Genomic DNA, 2,371 nt, shown 5'->3' on the forward strand with positions numbered 1-2,371 from the left:
TCCTATATTCTTCGGGGATAAATTGTGGGGTTTGCTGGCAGCTTATCAAAATTCTCGCCCCCGTGAGTGGGAAACCTGGGAAGTTAACTTTTTGGTTCAGACTAGCTTGCAATTTAGCCTAGCTAAATCACAGATAGATTATTTGGAATTAGTTCGGTTAAAATCTGAAAAACTAGCTCAGATTGCAGAACAAGAGAAAGCTATCACCAAGATCAGTAACCGGATTCGGCAATCTTTAGATGTACAAGAAATCTTCAAAACAACCACTCAAGAAGTACGACAATTACTGCGATGCGATCGCGTCGCAGTCTATCGCTTCAATCCTAATTGGACTGGTGAATTTGTAGCAGAATCAGCAGCTCATACTTGGGTAAAATTGGTAGGCCCCGATATCAAAACTGTCTGGGAAGATACCCACTTACAAGAAACTCAAGGAGGTCGATATGCCCAAGGGGAAAACTTTGTTGTTAATGACATCTATCAGGTAGGTCATTCCCCTTGCCACATTGAAGTTTTAGAGCAATTTGAAGCCAAAGCTTATGTAATTGTTCCTGTATTTGCTGGGGAACAATTGTGGGGATTGCTGGCAGCTTATCAAAATTCTGGAACTCGTGATTGGGATGAATCGGAAGTCACCTTGTTAGCACGCATAGGCAACCAGTTAGGGCTAGCATTACAACAGACTGAATATTTGCAACAAGTACAAGGACAGTCAGCCAAATTAGCAGAAGCAGCAGCACGAGAAAAGGCAGCTAAGGAGTTACTACAACAACGATCTATTCAACTGCTAACAGCCCTTAGACCCGCCCTCAATGGCGACTTAACAGTACGCGCACCCATTACAGAAGACGAACTAGGCACGATCGCCGATGCTTACAATAATACCCTGCAAGCACTGCGGCAAATCGTTCTTCAGGTACAGGGGGCTGCTCAACAAGTTGCCCAAACTTCCAGTAACAGCGAAGCTTCACTAGCGGGACTGACTAATTTAGCACAACAACAATCTGAGGAAATTACCGCAGCTTTAGGGGAGATTCAACAGATGGTGGACTCTACTCAAGCTGTAGTGACGAATGCTGAGTTAGTACAAGTAGCGGTACAACAAGCCAATGAAACTGTAGAGTCTGGCGATACTGCGATGAACTTAACTGTAAAAGCAATCCAAGGAATTCGTGAAACCGTCGCTCAAACCAGCAAGAAAATTAAACGCCTCAGTGAATCTTCGCAAAAAATCTCTAAAGTGGTGAATTTGATTGGTAATTTTGCCACACAGACAAACGTGCTGGCTTTGAATGCAGCCATTGAAGCCACGCGTGCAGGTGAATATGGCAAAGGCTTTGCAGTTGTAGCTGATGAAGTCCGTTCTTTATCTCGCCAGTCAGCAGCAGCAACCATCGAAATAGAAAAATTAGTCCAGGAGATTCAAGCAGAAACCGGAGAAGTAGCAGTAGCGATGGAAACTGGTATTCAGCAGGTAGTAGAAGGTACAAATCTTGTCAATGATACTCGCCAAAACTTGAATGCGATCGTTTATGCAACTGCCGAAATTAGTCAGCTAATCGAGCGAATTACCGCAGCGACTCAAAAACAAATGACGCAATCTGTAACAGTCACAAAATCAATGCAAGATGTAGCAGAAATTGCTAATAAGACTTTTGCTGAATCTCAAGAAATTGCTACTGTGTTCCAAGATTTATCAGGGATGGCGCAAGAGCTATTAACAACTGCTAGTAAGTTTAAAGTGAAGTAGGGAATAGGGAGTGGGGAGTGGGGAGTAGGAAATGACAGTTTCTGAAATTCGATCTTATCAAGATTTAAGAGTTTGGCAAGAAGGCATGAATTTAGCTGAAGCTTGCTATCAGCTAACGATTGCATTTCCAAAAGAGGAACTTTACGGAATGACTTCACAGATTCGTAGGGCAGCTGTATCAATTCCAGCAAATATAGCTGAGGGCTATGGGCGAGAGTATCGCCCGGAATACATAAAATTTCTCCGAATAGCACAAGGCTCTCTCAAAGAACTCGAAACTCACTTATTACTATCAGCTAGAGCCAAAGTTGGACTTACAAATACTCAACTAGTCACCCCTATTTTGAGGCAATGTGAATCTGTAGGAAGACTACTCCGTGCTTTGATTCGTTCTTTAGAAAATAAGGGGAGTAGGGAGTAGGGAATAGGGAATTACACTTGATGTGAATTAAAAAATCCCATTTTTCCATAAGGGTTTCTAGGCTTGGACAAAACCATGATTTTGGAATCATCAACGAAACTAAAAGGTTTTCAACTACTCAATTCACATTAGACGTAAATTTCAATCTTCCCCACTCCCGACTCCCAACTCCCCATTCGCCATCCCCCACTCCCCACTCC

Annotated in this window: 2 protein-coding genes; both read left to right on the plus strand. The window is 42.9% G+C overall.

Annotation, left to right across the window (positions count from 1 at the left end; translation table 11 throughout):
- A partial coding sequence (locus tag ACFE90_RS16730; RefSeq protein WP_375502392.1) for a methyl-accepting chemotaxis protein occupies window positions 1–1,750 on the plus strand: 1,750 nt, incomplete at its 5' end.
- 31 nt (window positions 1,751–1,781) lie between these two features.
- Window positions 1,782–2,171: a four helix bundle protein gene (locus tag ACFE90_RS16735; RefSeq protein ID WP_375502394.1), complete on the plus strand. Its 390-nt coding sequence runs from the start codon at window positions 1,782–1,784 to the stop codon at window positions 2,169–2,171.
- Window positions 2,172–2,371 lie beyond the last annotated feature (200 nt).

This window comes from uncultured Nostoc sp., from assembly GCF_964245445.1.
Classification (GTDB): domain Bacteria; phylum Cyanobacteriota; class Cyanobacteriia; order Cyanobacteriales; family Nostocaceae; genus Nostoc.

Coding starts and splice junctions, on each gene's coding strand:
- ACFE90_RS16735 (WP_375502394.1), top strand. CDS start 1,782: ATGACAGTTTCTGAAATTCGATCTTATCAAGATTTAAGAGTTTGGCAA.